Source organism: Streptomyces sp. NPDC037389 (genome assembly GCF_040636475.1).
GTDB lineage: Bacteria > Actinomycetota > Actinomycetes > Streptomycetales > Streptomycetaceae > Streptomyces > Streptomyces hesseae.
In genome coordinates this window covers 66,978-85,022 of sequence record NZ_JBEZUS010000008.1, presented here as the reverse complement: position 1 = coordinate 85,022, position 18,045 = coordinate 66,978, and the positions used below count along the sequence as shown (strand labels likewise).

General features: G+C 71.5%; 14 protein-coding genes and 1 riboswitch. Of the genes, 7 read left to right on the top strand and 7 right to left on the bottom strand.

All coding sequences use genetic code 11. The features are described 5' to 3' along the window. Window positions 1–30: 30 nt before the first annotated feature. Entirely contained in the window at window positions 31–1,149 is a 1,119-nt protein-coding gene (locus AB0E98_RS19105; protein WP_361703853.1) for a HoxN/HupN/NixA family nickel/cobalt transporter, read from the bottom strand. Window positions 1,150–1,178: 29 nt separating this feature from the next. Next, window positions 1,179–1,392, bottom strand: a riboswitch (cobalamin riboswitch). Window positions 1,393–1,554: 162 nt separating this feature from the next. Here AB0E98_RS19105 and AB0E98_RS19100 point away from each other — a divergent pair. Further along, entirely contained in the window at window positions 1,555–3,159 is a 1,605-nt protein-coding gene (locus AB0E98_RS19100) for an APC family permease (RefSeq protein ID WP_361703850.1), read from the top strand. Between the two features lie 72 nt (window positions 3,160–3,231). Next, window positions 3,232–3,822: a YIP1 family protein gene (locus tag AB0E98_RS19095; RefSeq protein WP_361703848.1), complete on the top strand. Its 591-nt coding sequence runs from the start codon at window positions 3,232–3,234 to the stop codon at window positions 3,820–3,822. Between the two features lie 106 nt (window positions 3,823–3,928). On the opposite strand, the gene AB0E98_RS19090 is transcribed toward AB0E98_RS19095, so the two are convergent. From AB0E98_RS19090 to AB0E98_RS19075, 4 genes are all read right to left on the bottom strand, one after another. Continuing rightward, window positions 3,929–5,149 carry a cytochrome P450 gene (locus tag AB0E98_RS19090; RefSeq protein ID WP_361703846.1) on the bottom strand — a complete coding sequence of 407 codons (1,221 nt, stop codon included), beginning with the start codon at window positions 5,147–5,149 and terminating at the stop codon, window positions 3,929–3,931. Window positions 5,150–5,362: 213 nt separating this feature from the next. Further along, on the bottom strand, window positions 5,363–6,574 hold the full coding sequence (locus tag AB0E98_RS19085; RefSeq protein ID WP_361703843.1) for an MAB_1171c family putative transporter: 1,212 nt from the start codon (window positions 6,572–6,574) through the stop codon (window positions 5,363–5,365). Beyond that, the gene (locus tag AB0E98_RS19080; RefSeq protein WP_361703840.1) at window positions 6,567–7,217 is read right to left on the bottom strand and encodes a hypothetical protein; all 651 of its coding nucleotides are present in this window, start codon (window positions 7,215–7,217) and stop codon (window positions 6,567–6,569) included. The genes AB0E98_RS19085 and AB0E98_RS19080 overlap by 8 nt, the downstream gene beginning before the upstream one ends. Next, window positions 7,214–7,702, bottom strand: coding sequence for a helix-turn-helix transcriptional regulator (locus AB0E98_RS19075; protein ID WP_361703837.1), 489 nt, complete (start codon window positions 7,700–7,702; stop codon window positions 7,214–7,216). The genes AB0E98_RS19080 and AB0E98_RS19075 overlap by 4 nt, the downstream gene beginning before the upstream one ends. Before the next feature lie 423 nt (window positions 7,703–8,125). Here AB0E98_RS19075 and AB0E98_RS19070 point away from each other — a divergent pair, with 423 nt between their 5' ends. The 4 genes from AB0E98_RS19070 to AB0E98_RS19055 all read left to right on the top strand — a co-directional run bounded on the left by AB0E98_RS19070 (window position 8,126) and on the right by AB0E98_RS19055 (window position 14,019). Then, the gene (locus tag AB0E98_RS19070; RefSeq protein ID WP_361703835.1) at window positions 8,126–9,766 is read left to right on the top strand and encodes a hypothetical protein; all 1,641 of its coding nucleotides are present in this window, start codon (window positions 8,126–8,128) and stop codon (window positions 9,764–9,766) included. Between the two features lie 30 nt (window positions 9,767–9,796). Further along, complete coding sequence (locus AB0E98_RS19065; RefSeq protein WP_361703832.1) at window positions 9,797–11,119, top strand: MFS transporter; 1,323 nt, start codon at window positions 9,797–9,799, stop codon at window positions 11,117–11,119. Further along, a complete protein-coding gene (locus AB0E98_RS19060; RefSeq protein ID WP_361703829.1) occupies window positions 11,116–13,515 on the top strand; it encodes a phosphotransferase in 2,400 nt (799 codons plus the stop codon). Before AB0E98_RS19065 ends, AB0E98_RS19060 begins: the two co-directional genes overlap by 4 nt. Before the next feature lie 162 nt (window positions 13,516–13,677). Next, the gene (locus tag AB0E98_RS19055) at window positions 13,678–14,019 is read left to right on the top strand and encodes a hypothetical protein (RefSeq protein WP_361703827.1); all 342 of its coding nucleotides are present in this window, start codon (window positions 13,678–13,680) and stop codon (window positions 14,017–14,019) included. 67 nt (window positions 14,020–14,086) lie between these two features. Here the strand turns inward: AB0E98_RS19055 and AB0E98_RS19050 are convergent, their stop codons facing one another. Continuing rightward, window positions 14,087–16,195, bottom strand: a complete 2,109-nt coding sequence (locus AB0E98_RS19050) for a hypothetical protein (RefSeq protein ID WP_361703824.1) — start codon at window positions 16,193–16,195, stop codon at window positions 14,087–14,089. Next, complete coding sequence (locus AB0E98_RS19045) at window positions 16,185–16,571, bottom strand: hypothetical protein (RefSeq protein WP_361703822.1); 387 nt, start codon at window positions 16,569–16,571, stop codon at window positions 16,185–16,187. Before AB0E98_RS19045 ends, AB0E98_RS19050 begins: the two co-directional genes overlap by 11 nt. A gap of 241 nt (window positions 16,572–16,812) precedes the next feature. Here AB0E98_RS19045 and AB0E98_RS19040 point away from each other — a divergent pair, with 241 nt between their 5' ends. Beyond that, a complete protein-coding gene (locus AB0E98_RS19040) occupies window positions 16,813–17,784 on the top strand; it encodes a trypsin-like serine protease (RefSeq protein WP_361703820.1) in 972 nt (323 codons plus the stop codon). Window positions 17,785–18,045: the final 261 nt, after the last annotated feature.

Sequence of the window (18,045 nt, the reverse complement as noted above, 5' to 3'; positions counted from 1 at the left end):
CCCCCGGCCGTAACCCCCGTTGCCGCCCGCTCAGCCGTCCGCGCCCGCCCCGGCGGCAGCCGTCCGTGCCGCCCAGCGCTGTTCGACCTTGGCGAAGCGCCAGTAGCCGAGGGCGATGGCCCAGACCACCACGAACAGCCCGACGATGACGAAACCGACGTTGTCGAGGTTCAGCCCCGCGATCCAGCCGGTCACCCCGTCGTCCAGACCGAGCTTCTCGTGGAGCACGCCCACCAGCTCGATGGTGCCGATGAGGAAGGCTACGGCGATGGACAGCCCGGTGATGGTGAGGTTGTAGTAGACCTTTCTGACGGGGTTGGAGAACGCCCACTGGTAGGCGAAGTTCATGAACGTGCCGTCGAGCGTGTCGAACAGGCTCATGCCGGCCGCGAACAGCAGCGGCAGGCACAGGATCGCGTACCAGGGCAGCCCGGCGGCGGCGCCGCTGCCCGCCATGACCATCAGCGTGACCTCGGTGGCGGTGTCGAAGCCCAGGCCGAAGAGGAAGCCCAGCGGGTACATCTGGCCGGGGCGGCTGATGGAGCGGGTGAAACGGCCGAGGAGGCGGTTCATGAAGCCGCGCGAGTCGAGCTGCTTCTCCAGTTCGGCCTCGTCGTAGCGGCCCTCGCGCATGGCGCGGAAGACCCTCATGATGCCGGCGAGGGCGACGAGGTTGAGGATGGCGATGAGGTAGAGGAAGCCGCCGGAGACCGAGGTGCCGACGACGCCGAGGGCCTGATGGGTGGTGGAGTCCTCGTTCATCAGCGTCCCGGCCAGCCGGGTGCCGCCGGTGACCAGCAACGCCATCAGGACGACGACGCTGGAGTGGCCGAGGGCGAACCAGAAGCCGACGGAGACCGGGCGTTGCCCGTCCGCCATCAGCTTGCGGGTGGTGTTGTCGATGGCGGCGATGTGGTCGGCGTCGAAGGCGTGCCGCATGCCGAGGGTGTAGGCGGTGACGCCGAGGCCGACGCCGAAGGCCTTGGAGCCGACGGTGTAGTGGTTCGGCACGACCAGCAGGAAGAGCACGCCGAACGCGACGACGTGGAGGGCGACGACGACGGCCAGCAGGCCGGCGGTCCGCAGGGTGTCCTCACGCCGCCAGCGGAAGGCGGGCGGGGACGGTTCGGTGGATGTGGATATGGACATCTTGGGGTGAACGCTCCAGCACCTCGTGGATCATTTCGAGATGCCGTGGCCGGTCTCCTGGCTTACGGGTGACTGGCGTTACCGTCCCGCCTTCCCGGCAGCCGGACGCTGCCAGTGGCTCCACGTACCGGGGCACGCGGAAGAGGACGGTCACTCCCCGATCACAGTGGCGAGGGCCGCTCCGGAATCGGCCCACGAGGGGCCTCACCGGTCTTCCCGAACACCACGGCCGGGCAACCATAACGTCCCGGCCGGGCTCCAGGGCGAGAATGTGGCACTTGCCATCTTCTCGCAGCAAGGCCCGACACTCCGCAGGTGATGGACGCGCCGGGCGGCCCGGTGTACGAGTGCAGGAAGACCTCGCAGGAAGACCTCGACGGACGACCGAGAGAGGGCTGAGCGCCAATGGCGGACACGGCAGGGGACATCGAGCGGGGGCCCGGGGCACCGGAGCCCGTGGTGCCGGAAGAGCGGGCGGCGTTCGTCCGCCGTATCGGGCTGTTCCAGGCCACCGCCATCAACATGAGCCAGATGTGCGGCATAGGACCGTTCGTCACCATTCCACTGATGGTGGCCTCCTTCGGCGGGCCGCAGGCGGTCATCGGCTTCGTCGCCGGGGCCGTGCTGGCCCTCGCCGACGGGCTGGTGTGGGCCGAGCTGGGCGCGGCGATGCCCGGCGCGGGCGGCAGCTATGTCTATCTGCGGCAGGCGTTCCAGTACCGGACCGGAAGACTGGTGCCGTTCCTGTTCGTGTGGACGGCGATGCTCTTCATCCCGCTGGCCATGGCCACGGGTGTGATCGGCTTCGTCCAGTACCTGGGCTATCTCTGGCCGGGCATGACGCAGACCCAGGGCGATCTGACGGGCCTGGCGTTCGTCGTGGTGGTCGTCGGGCTGCTGTGGCGGCGGGTGGAGAGCATCGCGCGGATCACGGCCGTGCTGTGGTGCGTGATGATCGCCTCGGTCGCCCTGGTCATCGTCGCCGCGTTCACCCACTTCAGCCCGGACCGGGCCTTCACCTACCCGGCGGGCGCCTTCGACCTCACGACCGGTCAGTTCTGGCTGGGCTTCGCGGCGGGCCTGACCATCGGCATCTACGACTACGGGGGCTACAGCACCGTCGCCTACATGGGTGCCGAGATCAAGGACCCCGGGCGCGTCATGCCACGGTCCATCATCTACTCGATCCTCGGCATCATGGCCATCTATCTGCTGCTCCAGATCGGCACCCTGGGCGTCGTCGACTGGCGGGAGATGCTGGACCCCGACTCCACGGCCGGGTCCTCCGTGGCCTCTGCGGTCATGGAGCAGACGTGGGGCAAGGGCGCGGCGGACGTCGTCACCGTGCTGATCCTCGTCACGGCCTTCGCGTCGGTCTTCACCGGGCTCCTGGGCGGCTCGCGCATCCCCGTGGACGCCGCGCGGGAGAACGTCTTCTTCCGCCGCTTCGGCGCCCTCCACCCTCGGCTGCGCTTCCCGGTGCTGCCCCTGGCGACGATGGGGCTGGTCTCGGCCGTCGGCTTTCTGATTGGCCGTCATACCGACCTGGCGACGATCATCCAGTTGCTGATGGCGGTCATGGTGATCCTTCAGGCGCTGTCGCAGATCCTGGCCTTGACCGTGCTGCGGCGCCGGCAGCCGGGGCTGCCGCGCCCGTACCGGACGTGGCTCTATCCGCTGCCGAGCCTGGTGGCGCTGGCGGGCTGGCTGGTGATCTACGGCTTCGCCGACCGGAACTCCCCCGGCCGCCACCCCATCGAGTGGTCGCTGGCCTGGGTGGGCGCCGGGTGCGTGGCCTTCGTGCTGTGGGCGGCGAGGGAGAAGGTGTGGCCGTTCGGGCCACGGGAGATCAGCGAGGACTACCTGCCCGGAGGGGTCTCCGCCGTCGGGCTCGCCGAGCCCGTGACGGCCGTCTCCGACCGGCCTGTCGCCGACGCGGGGGACGACGATCCGGACCCCGGCACGGACCCCGGTACGGGCCCCGGCGGCGTGGCGCCCACCCCGGCCTGACGGGGCGTCCGCTCCATCGGCCGGGCCGCCCGGACTCCTGCGGTCCGGCCGAACGGTGATAAAACGGCACCCATGCCTGTGACCACTGCCCCTCCCCCACGCACCCCCGGTGCCCAGCCGCGCAAGCTGCTCTGGCACCGCCTCATATTCGGGCTCTGGTACCGGCCCGTCGAGGTCCTCGACGAGGCGCGGGACCGGAGCGTCTGGGGAGCGGCGGCCTTCCTGTCCCTGCTGTGCGGGGCGCTGGGGACGCTGGCCAACGACTCCTTCTGGGTGCAGTGGGGGGTCAGCCCCCTGCTGGCGCTGGAGGCCATGGCCATCGGCTCGCTGGTGATGATGCTCGCCAGCCTGCTGCTGGGTGCCGCCACGCACGCCATCGCCCGTCGGCTCGGCGGCAACGGCAGGTTCGCCCCCACGGCGAGCCTGTTCGTCGTGCTGTTCTGGGCGAGCGATCTGCCCCGGCTGGTCCTCGACACCTGGTTGCCGTCCGGTTCGGCGCCGGTGCGTGCCGCCGCGTCGGTGACGGCGGCCTTCGGCTACGCGCTCGCCACGCTGCTGATACGGGGTCAGCACCATCTGCCCACCCACAAGGCGGTGGCGGCGGTGAGTCTCCAGATGCTGGCCGCGGTGACGCTGCTCAAGTTCCCGCCCGGCAGCGCCTGAGCGGGCCCGGGCGACGGGGTGACGACGAAGGCCCGCCCGGTGCGACGGGGGATGCACACCGGGCGGGCTCGAGGACAGTTCTACCTCATCAAGGATGGGTTATGCATCAAAAACCTGTTCGGACGACCGAAGACCAGCGAACGGGGAGCGATTTCAGGCCACGCGCCCGGATGGCCGGACGCCAGGTCAGCTCCTCCCTCGAAACGTCCAGTTCCAGATTTTCGAAGCGCTCCAGCAGCGCGGCGAGCGCGGTCTCCGTCTCCATCCGGCCCAGCGCGGCACCCAGGCAGTAGTGGATGCCATGACCCAGCGCGAGGTTCCCCGAGCGGTCCCGTCCCAGGTCGAAGCGGTCGGGGTCGGGGAATCGGGCCGGGTCGCGATTGGCCGAGGCCAGCGACAGCAGCACGGTCTCGCCCGCCGGGACCGTCACTCCGCCGATCTCGATGTCCTCCACCGGGAAGCGCCGGATCGCCACCGGAGTGGGCCCGTCCCACCGGCTGGCCTCGTCCACGAGGGCCGCGAGACCGTCCGGATCCTTACGCACCGTCTGAAGCAGTTCAGGACGGTCCAGCAGGGCGAGCACCGTGTTGCCGATGAGGTGGGTCACGTTCTCGTATCCGGCGAACACGATGAGGAACGCCAGGGACGTCAGCTCGTCCTGGGAGAGCGTGTCCCCGGCCTCCTGCACCGCGATCAGGTCCGAGAGCAGATCGTCGCCGGGCTCGGCGCGCTTGGTCTCGATGAGCCCGGTGAAGAAGGCCATCAGGGAGGCGACCGCCTCCTTCATCAGATGGGGCCGCGTCCGGTCGGGGGTGATCATGGCGTCCGTCCAGGACCGGAAGTCGACCCGGTCCGTCTGGGGAACGCCGAGCAGATGACAGATCACGACGACCGGCAGCGGGCCCGCGAAGGACTCCAGCAGATCCGCCCGCCCCGCCGGCTCGACGGCGTCCAGCAGTTCGTCGGCGAACCTCCGCACCGGGCCGCGCAACTTCTCCACCCGGCCCGGGGTGAACGCCTTCACCACCAGCCGACGCAGCCGGGTGTGGTCGGGCGGGTCCATGTTCAGCAGGTTGGCGTCGAGCGCCGGGGGAAGGGAGAAGCCGCTGTAGTTGCCGGGCAGGGCGTTGCTCCGGTCGAGGGAGAGCCGGGGGTCGGCGAGGGCGGCCCGTACGTCGTCGTAACGGGTCACCAGCCAGGCGTGCTTGCCGTCGGGGCCCTCGAACCGGTGCACGGGGCCGCTCTCACGGAGCCGGGCATAGGAGCCGTAGGGGTCGGATATCAGGTCCGCCGTCGTGGGTGGGGGTGGGGTGTCGGTCGATCGCATGGGATCCGACTCTAGACCGGACCGTCCGGTCCTTTTGTCCAGATCGGGGTGCCGGAGATCTCGATCGGGACACCGGAAAGAAGTAGGGGCGGAATCGCACAAGCGGCGCCGGATTCCGATGGATCGTCCGATCCGTCGGAATCCGGCGCCGGCCTGTGTCGTAGGCGGCCTTGACCCCCGTCCAGGGCCGCCTCGTCCATGGGCCGCGCGCCGTCAGGGGCGGCGCGCCGCGCTGAGCTCCCGTAGTTCGGCGAGCACCGCGTCGACCAGTGGATCGTGGAAGACGTCGGCGACGCGTGCCAAGTGCTCGTGCTCCTCCGCCGGGTCGGCACTCACGGTCATCACCACGCTGTCGGCGGACGGCCGTGCCACATGCCCCACGACCTGGTTGCCCAGGCCCCTGCGGAGCGCGGCGGCCTCCACCACCGCGGCGGTGCGGTGCTCGTCGAGGGCGGCGGCGCCGGCCTTCTCCCGGGCGATCTCCAGGGTGACGGGCTCGACGTGGCGGCGGACGCCGCGCTGGATGTCGCGGATCTCGGCCATCTGCCGGTTGGCCCGCCACTCCAGGTCCGCGAGCGGCCAGCGGGCCGTCCAACGGGACTCGGGGATGGTGACCTCGGGAGCATGGGCGGTGACCTCCCGCCACAGCGGCTCCAGCCGGCGCAGCCGGCGCCAGGCGGCGGCCCGGGGGCCGACGGCCGGCAGCGAGAAGCCGAGCAGGACCAGGAGCGCGGCCACCGAGGCGGTCATCGGAGCCACCCCGTTGGACAGCCAGTACTGCTCGTGACCGGCCCAGCTCAGGGCGAACCCGGCGAGCTTGCAGGCGCAGTACACCAGGCCCAGCCAGCAGCCCGCGGCCAGGGTCCGCAGCCCCCTGGCGAGCCAGGAGCGGCCCAGTTGGGCGGCGTAGCGCGGGCAGAGCGTACCGAGCCCGGCGAGGCTCACCCCGAAGATCAGCAGATAGATCACCAGGAAGGCGACGACGCCGGGGGCGTCGGCGTAGGCGGTGCTGAAGTCGCGCGGGTGCTCCACGTCGTCCGGGCGACCGACGAGGAAGCAGACGATGGCCACGGCCCAGGCCAGCCCCACCGCCCACACCGCGAGACGGCTGCGGGCGGCGGCGCGGGCGTGGACGCCCTCGTCGCCCCGGCTGGTCCAGCGCAGCAGCAGGACGGTGGCGCCGGAGGCGAACAGCACGACGGCCGAGTAGAGGAAGACCATCGCCAGGTTCGCGACGCCCGTCAGCCGGTCGAAGGCGCGGTAGACGCTGGGCGCGGAGAACAGGAAGACGATCGGCACGCCGGAGGTCATCAGGGCGGTCAGGCCCAGATCGACATTGCCTCGGTCACGGAACCAGGCCCGGGCCTTGTAGCCGACGATGGCCCAGGTGACGGCGCTGAAGCTCAGATAGAGGGCGTCAAACACCGGCGCCCCTTCCGCCGGCGGACCCGTCCTGGATCTTCTGCCGGACGTGCTGGAGCGCGGGCCCCAGCGACGCGGCGAGCTCGGCGGCCTGACCCTCCAGCAGGACGTCCTGGCCCGGCGGCGGAGGCACCACCTTCGCCATGAGGAGGGTGCCGAGGACCTCCGTCTCGCGCTCGGTGAGGTTGTCGTAGCAGTGGTGCCGCGCCAGGCCCATGGTCAGGCCCATGCGCCGCATGGCGGTGGCCACGTCGACCGAGGGCGTCCACACCTTGAGGGCGTCCTCGGTGACGGCGGGGTCCTGGTCGTGACCCAGCAGCAGATGGCCGATCTCGTGCAGCACGATGTGGACCTGGTGCCACGGGGAGGTCTTCTGCTCGTAGATGACCCAGTACGCGTCGTCCGTGGTGGCCGTCATACCGGAGACGACCCCGTCCAGGCTCATGGGCACCAGATGGATGGGCCGGCCCACATGGCGCGCGACGGCGGCGCACATGCCCTGGAGATCGGTCGACGCGGGCAGGGCGAGCTCATGGATGAGCTGCTTGCACCGGCGACGTATCCGTCCCACGCGCATGCTTGCACCGTCCTCGTCCTCGGTACGCCGCCAGTTGGTGAAGAGGCCGTCTTCCGCTGTCACGGTCACTGGCGCTCCACACCCCCCGCGTCGGGCGGGTCGGACGGAAGGTTCATCTGCTGCCGGAACTGACTGATGATCGTGGTCAGGCTGTCCTGCACCTCGGGGGGCAGGCCCACCGAGCGCAGGGCGATGGCCCGGACGCGCTGGTCCCTCATCGCGACGAGGAAGCGGACCTCCTCCTCCACGCGCTCGGCCTGGGAGGCCGACAGATCGCCCATCAGATACCCCACCGGCACGGCGAAGAACTTCGCCAGCGCCCGCAGGACGTCCGGGCTGGGGTTGGCGCGCTTGCCGTTGCGCAGCATCGACAGATACTGCTCGGTGAGCGTGACGCCGCCGTACTCCTCCCCGCGGCTGATCTCCTCGGCCACGTGCCCGTTGGTGTACGGCGCGCCGGGCGGGTGCATGTTCGCGAACAGGTAGTTGAGCCGCTGCGCGAGCGGGCTGCCCGCGTCACCGGCCGTTGCCGGCCTGTCCCCCCCGTTTGTCATCTGCCCCGTTCCTTCACGCGCGCTGTGTCCCGCGGCCGCATGGCCTGGTACGACATACGACCAATTACTGCCTTTCACGGCCAGTTAAGTCCGTGGCGACTACGAGTGGCATCCTGCCATGACCGGAACTCCACGCACTAGTCCGCCGGGCATCACAAGCGGATGACGGACTTAACCACGGGTTGAGCCAGGCGGGACCGGCCGGATTCGCCTACCGTGGGGGCGGCAGCGGTAGCGGGGGCGCAGTGGCGCAAAAGGGTTGCGGGGGCGGCATGGCAGGCGGTAAAGACGGCGGGAGCATAGGGAGCCGGGAGCCGGGAGCCGGGAGCCGGGAGCCGGGAGCCGGGAGCCGGGAGCCGGGAGCCGGGAGCCGGGAGCCGGGAGCCGGGCAGACCGGGTGAACCGGGCGATCTTCGCGTCCCGGTGGGGCCGGACGCCCGCCGGTGGCGGACGTTCCAGGGCGAACGGATCCTGGTCGCGGCGGCCCGTACCGTCACCTCCACCGTCCGGCTGCTGGACACCCTCCCCGCGCTGTGCCGCTCCGACCCGCGCGTCGACGTCGTCTTCGCCTTCGACCCCACCTCCGCCTTCAACGACGGCGTCCACGACCTCCTCCACTCCGCGGGCGTCCGGGTCATGCCCTGGGGGCAGCTGGCCCGGACGGAGTGCCACCTCGTCGTCTCCGCCAGCGAGAACATCGACCTGACCCCCGTCCCCGCCGACTGCCCCGTCCTCGTCCTGCCGCACGGCGTCGGCTTCCACAAGCTGGTCCCGGACGCGCGCGGCACCGGCCGGCGACTCTCAGGGGTCATGGACGACGAGCGCGCCTGGCACGCCGTCTCCCACCCCGACCAGATCACGCAACTCGCCGAGCACCACCCCGGACCGGCGGCCCGCGCCCGGCTGGTCGGGGACCCCTGTCACGACCAGCTCACGGCGTCCCGGCCGCTGCGCGACCGCTACCGCGCGGCGCTGGGGGTCGGGGACGGACAGCGGCTGGTGCTGCTGAGCTCCACCTGGGGCCCGCAGTCCCTGCTGGGCACCGACCCCGGCCTGCCCGCCCGGCTGACGGCCGGGCTCTCCCCCGACGACCACCGCGTCGCCGCGGTCGCCCACCCCAACGTCTGGTCCGCGCACGGCTCCTGGCAGGTCCGCCAGGTCCAGGCTGCGGCCCTGGACGCCGGGCTGCTGCTCGTCCCGCCACAGCGCGGCTGGCAGGCCGCGCTCGTCGCGGCGGACATCCTCGTCGGCGACCACGGCTCGGTGACCTTCTACGGCGCGGCGCTCGGCACGCCGCTGCTGTTCGCCGCGTTCGGCGAGGAGTCGGTGCCGGGGACACCGATGGCGGAGCTGGGACGCGTCGTGCCGCGCCTCGACCCCTACGCGCCGTTCGCCCCGCAGCTGGAGCGGGCCGTGGCCGAGCACGACGCCGAACGCGTGGTCAAGGTGGCGTCGGGCGCCTTCGTCGAGCCCGGGCGGGCGCTGGAGCGCTTGCGGTCGCTGGTCTACGGCCTGTTGGCGCTCCCGGAACCCGCCCTCGCCGGGCCGCCGCCCTTGTACGCGGCGCCCGAACCGCGCGCCGAGGGACGGGAGGTGACGGCGCTGTGGGTCAGCGCGAGCGTGACCGCTGACGGCGCGGTGGAGGTGACCCGGCTGCCGGCCGTCGCCGGGGGCCCCGAACCCGTCGAGGACGATGACGTATTCGTCCACCTGGCGTGCGACGAGCGGGAATGGGATCTGCGGCTGCTGGGCAGCGCGTCCGTGCTCACGTCCGACAGCGGGCACACGTCGGTCACGGCGGCCGCGGCCTGGGCCCGCGAGACGCTCGCCCGGTGGCCGGGGTGCCGCCTGGCGACGGCGGGCTTTCCGGGCGGGTGTGTGAGCGCGTTGCGGGACGGCCGGGTGGTGGAGTCCCGGGCGACCGGCCCCGTGTGCGAGCCGGGGCTGCATGCGGCCGTCGTGTACGGGCTGTTGCGGGCCGATAGGGAGCTGGGTGGGGTGGTCACGGTACGGGTCGGAGTGCGGGAGGAGGACGTGGTGATTACCCCTTGGTCCCCGCCCTAACCCTTTCCCGTGCGGATCGTTGTCGTAGGTATGACGGTACGACGCAGCCTCTGGCGGCATCCGGACTTCGTCCGGTACTGGAGCGCGAACGCCGTCGACCTCGTGGGCAGCGGTGTCACGCAGGTGGCGCTTCCGCTGATCGCGGTGGTGGCACTGCACGCCTCCGTCTGGCAGGTCGCGCTGCTGTCGTTCGCGCAGAAACTTCCGCCCTTGCTGGTGTCGCTCCCCGCCGGGGTGCTCGCGGACCGGCACCGCAAGCGTCCCGTGATGGTGGGCGCGGCGCTGGCCAGTGGTGCCGCGTTCCTCGTCGTCCCGCTTGCCGATGCCTCGGGCCGGCTGTCTCTGGGGCTGCTGTACGGGGTGGCGCTGGTGAGCGCGGTTTCGGAAGTGTTCAGCTCCACCGCCCGTATCAGCTTCCTTCCCTCGCTGTTGCCCCGTTCGCGGCTGCTGGAAGCCAACTCCAAGCTGAGCGGCGTCAATTCCCTGGCCGACAGCGCCGGCTCTCAGCTCGGCGGCACCTTGGTCACCGCTCTCGGTGCCACCCATGCCATCTACCTGGACGTCGCCTCCTATCTGGCCTGCGCCCTCCTCCTCACGCGCGTCCGCGCCTCCGAAGCGGCCGCTGCCCGGTCCACGAGGAGCACGACCTTCCGGGCCGAGATCGCCGAGGGCATGCGCTATGTGTGGTCCCATCCCACGATCCGGCCGTTGGTGCTCGCCGCCACCGCGTACGTCGCCGTCATGGCTTTCCTCACCACGCTGTGGTCCGTCTACTTGCTGCGTCAACTGCACTATTCTAGTGCGGCATTGGGCACGACGCTCAGCGTGGGCGCGCTCGGCGGGTTATGCGGCGCGCTCGTCGTCCGCCCGGTGGTCACGCGCTACGGACCGGTGCCCGTGATGCTCACCTCCCTGGCTCTGGCCCCGTTCACCGAGGTGCCGCTCCTGCTCGCCACGCCCGGCCGCCCCTGGCAAGTGGCGGTCGGTCTGGGGATGTTCGTCCAGTTGGGGTGCGCCGTCGTCCAGGGCTCCACCCAGCGCACCGTCCGTCAGGCCGTCTGCGACCCCCCGCTACAGGGCCGCATGCTCGCCACGAGTCGTTGGGTCGTCTACGGCTCCCAGCCGGTGGCCGCCCTCCTCGCCGGTGCCGTCGGGACCTGGCTCGGGCTGTGGAACGGCCTGGCCGTCGGCACTCTCGCCCTGGCCGTCCCGTTCCTCGTGCTGCGATCTTCCTCGCTCCACGAGGTGCCCGAAATGCCCGACGGCACCGCCGCCCCGAAGAAGCCCATCGGGCACGTGCGCCCGCAAGAAGAAGAACACGTGTGCCCACAAAAGGAAAGTGATGCCGCATGAGCCCTGGAGGACTTCCAGGCCAGTCCCGTCAGTCCCGCCCCGTCGGACGGTACGTTCCCGCCAGGGGGATCTACACGGAGTCGGCGCGCCTTCAGCGGCTCGGCTGGCTTCGCTCCATCACCCGGCTGGGGCTGGACTCCTTGCAGCACACACAGCTCGACGCCAGGAAACTCACCGGGAACGTCGAGGGATTCGTCGGTGCCGTCGAGATCCCGGTCGGTGTGGCCGGGCCCTTGCTGTTCTGCGGGGAGAATCTCCAGGGCGAGGTCTACGCCCCCATGGCGACCACGGAGGGCGCCCTCGTGTCGTCGGCGACACGGGGAGCCCTGGCCGTCACCATGGCAGGTGGCGTCAGCACCCGCGCCGTCTCACAGGCGATGACGCGCGCACCCGTTTTCGCCTTTCCCCGGCTGTCGGCCGCCGGCCGTTTCGCCTCGGCGATTCTCCGGCACCTCGGCGACCTTCGCACGGCCGTCCGGCACGTCTCCAACCATGCCGAGCTCGTCTCGATCGAACCCGTGGTGCTGGGCAGGACCGTTCATCTGAGATTCAGGTATACCACCGGGAACGCGGCAGGGCAGAACATGACCACTGCCTGTACCTGGCACGCCTGTCAGTGGATTCTGGAGCAGCGGCATCTGGTCGGAGACGGGGAACTCGAATCGTTCATCATCGAGGGGAACACCTCGGGCGACAAGAAGGCATCGTCCCAGGCGATGGTGGAAGGCCGTGGAATCAGAGTGTCCGCTGACTGCCTCCTGCCAGGGGGCATTGTCGAGCGGGTCCTGAAGACCACCCCCGACGAACTGGTCAGGGGCTATCAGCACATCGCGGCCGGGGCTGTGCACAGCGGAGTGCTGGGCTCGAACGCGAACACCGCCAACATCGTGGCGGCGATTTTCACCGCGACGGGTCAGGACATCGCCTGCGTTCACGAGTCGAGCGTGGGACAGTTCATCCTCGAACGGACACCGGACGGCGTCTACGCGAGCATGACCCTCCCCGGGCTGGCAGTCGGCACGGTCGGCGGCGGCACCCACCTCCCCGCGCAGCACGAACTCCTGGAAGCGATGGGCTGTACGGGCCGGGGAAGCGCGTCCCGGCTGGCGGAAATCATCGCCGGCTTCGCACTGGCCCTGGACCTCTCGACGGTCTCGGCCGCTGTTTCCGGGCAGTTCGCCAGTGCCCATGAACGCCTCGGGCGCAACAGGCCTGTGCGCTGGTTCCAGCTCGACGAGCTGGACGCCCAGTTCTTCGAGTCGGCGCTGGGCCATTCCACCATGCCGGGCGTCAAGGTCACCGGCGTCGAGACCGTTCACATTCCCATGGGGCCCAGCGTCCTGTCGGAGCTGACGTCGCGGACGGTGAAGAAAGCCGTCGGGCTCTTTCCGATGCAGCTGAGGGTCGACCACGACGACGTGGAGCAGAAGCTCGACGTCATGGTCAAGGTCAAGCCCACCGACCGGGAGGTCATCAAGATGGCCGGACTGGCGGCCGCCCTGTGCGGCGGCCCGGTGGCGACCCACTACCGCAGGTTCGACCAGCGCCTTGGATTCGTCGGATGCGATGTACGGGAACTGGCCCTGTACGAGCAGACCGACACCCGCTTCACCAGCCTGGTGCCGAAGCAGTACCGAACCTACCGTGATGACCGGCGAGAGGCATATGTCATCGTCATGGAGTGCCTCGGCGACATGGCGCGGATGGACACGTCGGACCAGGCACTCGGCTGGTCACGCCGGCATCTCGACATCGCCCTGCGCGACCTCGGGCAACTCCACTCCGTCTGGTACGGCAAGGAATCGGCGCTCCGCCGGATGCCATGGATCGGGCACATTCCCAATGCCGGGGACATGGTGGAGATGCGGGACCTGTGGCTGGCCCTGGCCGACCACTCGGCGCAGGAGTTCCCCGAACTCGTCGACGGACCCCACCACGACCGGCTGGTTTCCTCCATCGGGACCATCGACCGCTGGTGGCCGCGGATCGAGGCGATGCCGCGGACCCTCGTGCACAACGACTTCAATCCCCGCAACCTCGCCATCCGAACGGACGGCAGGCTGTGCGCCTACGACTGGGAACTCGCCACCTTGCACATTCCCCAGCGCGATCTGGCGGAACTGCTCTGCACCGCCCTGGAACCCGCTGACATCAATGCCACGACAGTCGGGGAGCTTTCGGAAGTCCACCGACGGTCGCTCGAGGCCCATGCCCGGACCGTCATCGACAGGGACCGGTGGGAAACCGGGTACCGCCTCGCCCTCAGGGACCTGGCGGTCAACCGCTTCGGGCTCTACTTCGTGGCGCACACCGTTCGTCACTACGGCTTTCTCGAGCAGTGGTGGCGGAACCTCTGGGCCTTGATCGATCTGGCGGAAGCGGTCGGCGAAATCTGATACCACTGCGTATTTCGTCGGACCGTAACTCCGGCCACGCTGTCGCGTTGAGCCAAGCGGGTGAGAGCCGGAAGCAGTACTTCCCCTCTCATCGCGCCGTATCCATCGCAAAGACAAGGCTGACAAGTGGGTTCTCTGAAGCGATTCGCAGTTCTGTCCGGCATGGCCGTGGCCGTCCTGGCCTCCCCCGCCTGCATCGGGGCCGCGAGCGCCGACACGATCGACCTGGGGGCGGGCGGTCTGCTCTCCAACGTCGGAAGCAAGAACTCTGCGGCGCACTCCAACCTGTGCGGCGCCAGCAGGGTGGGCCTCCTCAACGACCGTACCTGTGTGGCCCGGCACGACTCCCACCACCGCCACAACGACGACCGTCAGGTGACCGGGCCGAGCGGCGGCCTGCTCTCCAACATCGACTCCCGCAACGCCTCCGGATTCAGCAACAACTGCGGGACGGACACCGTGGGAATCCTCAACCACACCACCTGCGTCACCGAAGAGAAGTAGGGCACACAGGCGGGCCTGCCGCACCCGGCACCGAGGGCCTTGGCCCCGGTTCCGGGAAGGGGCGGGATCAGGGCAGAGCCAACAGCCGTTCCCGCAGCTCCTCCGCCCTCGGGCCGCCCCCGGCGTCCAGCAGTTCGACGGCCCGCGCGAGGTGCGCCCGCGCACCCGCCCCGTCCCCGGCACGCTCCAGCAGCCCCGCCAGTTCTTCCCGCACCTCCGCCTCGTAATACGCCGCCCGCGTCTCCCGCAGCATCTCGGCCGCCCGCCCCAACGCCTCCGCGTCCTCCGCGAGCCGCCCCACGGCCGCCAGGGCGCGCCCCGCCATCCGTACGTCGCCGAGCGCGCTCAGCTGTTCGTACGCCTCCGTGAGGGCCGCGAGGCCCGCCTCGTGGTCGCCGGAGGCGGCGAGGGCGCCGCCCAGGAAGAGGCGGGCCAGGGCGGCGCCGCGCGGCTCGCCCGCCGCGAGGTTGAGGGCGAGGGAGTCCTCGTAGACCCGTACGGCGCGGGCGGGGTCGAAGCGGTCCCAGTAGCGGCCGGAGAACTCCCGGACGGACGCGCGGAGCACCGGGTGCCCCGAGGCATCGGCGAGGGCGACGGCGGCCTCCAGTTCCACGCGGGCGCGGTCGTGCCGGCCCGTGTCCATCAGCGGGCGGGAGAGGAGGCTGCGCAGCCGGGCCTCGGCGGCGGTGTCGCCGGTACGGGCGGCGGCCGCGGCGCCGAGGGTGCCGGACTCGATCCAGTCGGCGAGGTGGCGGTGGTGGAGGTAGAGGGCGGTGAGGGACTCCGCGAGCTGCCAGGCCCGACGGTCCAGGCCGTGTTCGGCGGCGGAGCGCAGCACGGCCAGCGCGTCGGCTCGTTCGGCCTCCAGCCAGTCGAGGGCGGCGGCGCGGGCGTCCGGACCGGTGAAGGGGTCGTCGTGGCCGGTCAGCAGCTCGTCGTGGTCGGTGAGGCGCAGCCGGTTACCCATCACGGCACGGTCGGCGAAGGCGGCGCGGACGGTGTAGTGGTCGACGATCCGGCGCAGGGCCGCCTCCCGTTCGGCCGCCGGCTCGTCGGCCTCGGCCAGGTCGCGGGCGTGGCGCCGGACGAGGTCGTGGAGCCGGTGGCGGTCGGGCACAGTGTCCTCGTCGGGCACCGTGTCCTCCAGGAGGCTGGCCGTCTCCAGGACGTCGAGGAGCCGCCGCGCGGTGGCGGGGTCGCTGCCGTCGGCCGCGGCGGCGGTCTCCGCGTCGAAGCCGCGGCCGGGCAGCAGGCCGAGGCGCCGGTAGAGGCGCAGGGCGTCGGCGGGCAGGTCGCGGCAGGCGGCGGCGAGGAGTACGGACATGCCGTTCGCGGAGTCCAGGGACAGGGCGTCGAGTCCGCCGCTCTCCTTCTCCAGCTCGGCGACGAGCGCCGCGATGGTGAGCCGACGGTGGGTCAGCAACCGGGCGGCGGCGAGGTGCAGGGCGACGGGCAGTCCGCCGCAGCCCTCGACGAGCCGGGCGGCCGCCTCGGGTTCGGCCGCCACCCGTTCCGCGCCGCAGAGGTCCGCGAGGAGTCTGCTGCCGCTGTCGGTGTGAAGGGGTTCGAGGGGCAGCAGGCGGGCGCCGTCGAGGACCAGTTCGCCCAGGCGGCGGCCGCTGGTGGCGAGTACGGCGCTGCCGGGCGCGCCGGGGAGGAACGTGCTGACATGGGCGGGGTGCGTGACGTTGTCCAGGACGACCAGGACGCCGCGCCCGGCGGTGCGGGTGCGGTAGAGCCCTACGAGCTCGCCGAGGGTCGTGGGGAGATAGCGGTCGTCCGTGCCGAGGCTGCGCAGCAGGCCGGTGAGCGCGGCGGAGACGTCGGCGCCGCCGCCCGACGGGCCGCGCAGCTCGGCGAAGTCGACGTAGAGCTCGCCGCCGGGGTACCGGCCGCGGGTGTCCTCCACCCAGCGCCGTGCGGTGTTCCTCTTGCCGACGCCCGGTAATCCGGTGAGCAGCGCGATCCGGGGCGGTCCGCCCGCGTCGGGGTCCAACCAGCCACTGAGGCGGGCCAGGTCGCGGGTGCGGTTGACGAACCAGGGCGTGCTCGACGGCACTTGGTGCGGGTCCGGGACCGGGGGCGGCTCGGGTGCCTGGTGGTACGTCACGTCGCGGGCCTGGATGACCGTCTCCGCGCGGCCCGCGAAGTGATTGGCAGTCGTCTCACCGCCCAATGTTGAAGTCCCTGCCCTGGTAGAGGTGGGTGGCATGGCCGCCGGAGAAGGTGTTGTTGACCGTACTGTTGTCCACGGACACGCGTACGGCCTCGGCCTGCTCGGCCCACCGGCGGTACTCCTCGGCGAACGCGGTGTCCTGGTAGACGCGCCCGAAGATCAGCGCGGCCAGCGACTGGACCTGCTGCTCGTCGCCCGGGTCGAGCGGCAGTACCGCCGTGCTCGCCTCGTCCTCGCCGGCGGGGCCCCGGCCGAACGCGCGGCGGGCCAGCTGCACCAGTGATCCCCAGACCTGGCGCCCCGCCTCCGTACCGACGGATCCCGCGGCGGCGGTGACCGCGCTCGTGATCGCCCCCAACGACACCGGATCAACCATCAGTCGACTCCCCCCTCGTGGGCCGGCGGACCGGACGTCCGCCCGTCCGCGACAGGCTACCTCCCGCCTCCGACAGTCACGCCCCAAGTGCCGGGGTCACTGTGCGGCGTCCCGGTGAATCCTGTCGCGTCGGCGACTCACCCCTCGCGCCCCCGCCGTAGGACGATGACACGCTCACCTCGTACGTGTCCCCCGCGCATCCGGCCCCCGTGGCCGTGCGCACACCAGGGAGGAACCGCTCATGGACAGACCCGGATCCAGACCGTTCGCCATACGCGGCGCCGTGGCGCTGCTGTCCGGCCTGATGGCGGTGGCGGCGTCCGTCGCCCTGCCGGGACCGGCGCTGGCGGCGGGCGCCCCGCACGCCGGGCACCGCGCGTCGGCCGCGTCGGCCGACGCCTACTGGACGCCCGCGCGGATGCGGGCCGCCCTCCCCGCCGTGGCCGACGCCAAGCGGCAGGACGCCCCGGCCCCGGCCGCCGGGCCCGTGCCGCCCAGCCATCCCTTCGACGGACTGCCGCAGGTGGGGACGTTCTTCTGGACGGACGGGCACAACACCGGCCGGTTCTGCGGCGGTACGGTCGTCCGCAGCCCGCACCGCGACCTCGTGGTCAGCGCCGCCCACTGCCTGCGCTCACCGGACCCGAAGAAGCAGTTCTCGTTCGTGCCGCAGTACCACGACGGCCTGAAGCCGCACGGCGTCTTCCCGGTCGAGGAGATCTACCTCGACCAGCGCTACTACGACCTGGGCACGAACGGCGGGGCGCGCTGGGACTACGCGGTGGTGCGGCTGGGCGACCGGGCGGACGGCACCCCGGTCCAGCGGGCCGTCGGCGGCTTCGGCCTGGGCATCCGGCCGGGGTACTCCCACGACGTGGTGCGACTGATCGGCTACCCGGGCAACAGCGACGCCGTCTACCCCAAGCCGCTCGACTGCACCTCCTCCACGCACCGCTACACCAGTACGGATCCGGCCGCTCCCGGCGACTTCCTGGAGATCGCCTGCGCGGGGTACGTCGGCGGCACCTCGGGCGGGCCGTTCCTGGTGCCCGGTGACGGCGGGTACGAGGTGATCGGCGTCATCGGCGGCTATCACACCGGCGGTGACACCCCCGATATCTCCTACAGCTCCTACTTCGGCGACGATCTGGTCGACCTGTACTCGGACGCGGTCGAGGGTGCGGCGCCGGCGGAGCCGGGGGGCGGGCGCTGACGTTCACGAAGCGGACGGCGGCGCCGCCGGACGTTTCTGGACGTCCGGGGGCGCCGCCGGGTGGGTCCGGCTGATCCGCGGGCCGGTGGGGGCTGGTCGCGCCCACGCGGCGGCAGCCGCATATCGACGCTGTCCCGGGGGCCGGGCGGGGGGGGGGGCCCCCGCCCGCCCCCCCGGGGGGGGGGGGGGCGGGGGGGCGCCCGCCCCCCCGCGGGCCCCCCCCCCCCCCCCCCCCCCCCGCCCCCCCCCCCCCCCCCGCCC

Coding starts and splice junctions, on each gene's coding strand:
- AB0E98_RS19090 (WP_361703846.1), bottom strand. CDS start 5,149: ATGCGATCGACCGACACCCCACCCCCACCCACGACGGCGGACCTGATA.
- AB0E98_RS19055 (WP_361703827.1), top strand. CDS start 13,678: ATGGCCGTGGCCGTCCTGGCCTCCCCCGCCTGCATCGGGGCCGCGAGC.
- AB0E98_RS19060 (WP_361703829.1), top strand. CDS start 11,116: ATGAGCCCTGGAGGACTTCCAGGCCAGTCCCGTCAGTCCCGCCCCGTC.
- AB0E98_RS19105 (WP_361703853.1), bottom strand. CDS start 1,149: ATGTCCATATCCACATCCACCGAACCGTCCCCGCCCGCCTTCCGCTGG.
- AB0E98_RS19045 (WP_361703822.1), bottom strand. CDS start 16,571: ATGGTTGATCCGGTGTCGTTGGGGGCGATCACGAGCGCGGTCACCGCC.
- AB0E98_RS19075 (WP_361703837.1), bottom strand. CDS start 7,702: ATGACAAACGGGGGGGACAGGCCGGCAACGGCCGGTGACGCGGGCAGC.
- AB0E98_RS19095 (WP_361703848.1), top strand. CDS start 3,232: ATGCCTGTGACCACTGCCCCTCCCCCACGCACCCCCGGTGCCCAGCCG.
- AB0E98_RS19040 (WP_361703820.1), top strand. CDS start 16,813: ATGGACAGACCCGGATCCAGACCGTTCGCCATACGCGGCGCCGTGGCG.
- AB0E98_RS19065 (WP_361703832.1), top strand. CDS start 9,797: ATGACGGTACGACGCAGCCTCTGGCGGCATCCGGACTTCGTCCGGTAC.
- AB0E98_RS19100 (WP_361703850.1), top strand. CDS start 1,555: ATGGCGGACACGGCAGGGGACATCGAGCGGGGGCCCGGGGCACCGGAG.